At 57.2% G+C, this 243-nt stretch carries 1 protein-coding gene; it reads right to left on the minus strand.

The features are described 5' to 3' along the window. Window positions 1-227: hypothetical protein (locus tag AB4874_RS20010; RefSeq protein ID WP_368393328.1), on the minus strand; the 227-nt coding region annotated here is incomplete at its 3' end. Window positions 228-243 lie beyond the last annotated feature (16 nt).

The raw sequence follows: 243 nt of genomic DNA on the forward strand, positions 1-243 counted from the left end.
ACCGCGCGTTCCCTTTGCGTGAGGGCGGAATCCTGACGTGCTGCGGCCTCCCGGCGCGCCTCAAGCGCTTCTTGCTCCATTTCAATCTGTTTTGCCTTCTGGCTCTGTGCCTGTTCCTTTTCCTCTAACGCCTGAGACTTTTTGCGATTTGAAAGAACCAAGTCCCGCTGTGCGGCTTCAACCTTTGCGATGTGCTCTGCCTGCGCCTTGCGCAAGCCATATTGCACAGTCGAGAGCCGTTCC

Origin of the sequence: Thioclava arctica (genome assembly GCF_040892615.1) — a bacterium.
Lineage (GTDB): Bacteria > Pseudomonadota > Alphaproteobacteria > Rhodobacterales > Rhodobacteraceae > Thioclava > Thioclava arctica.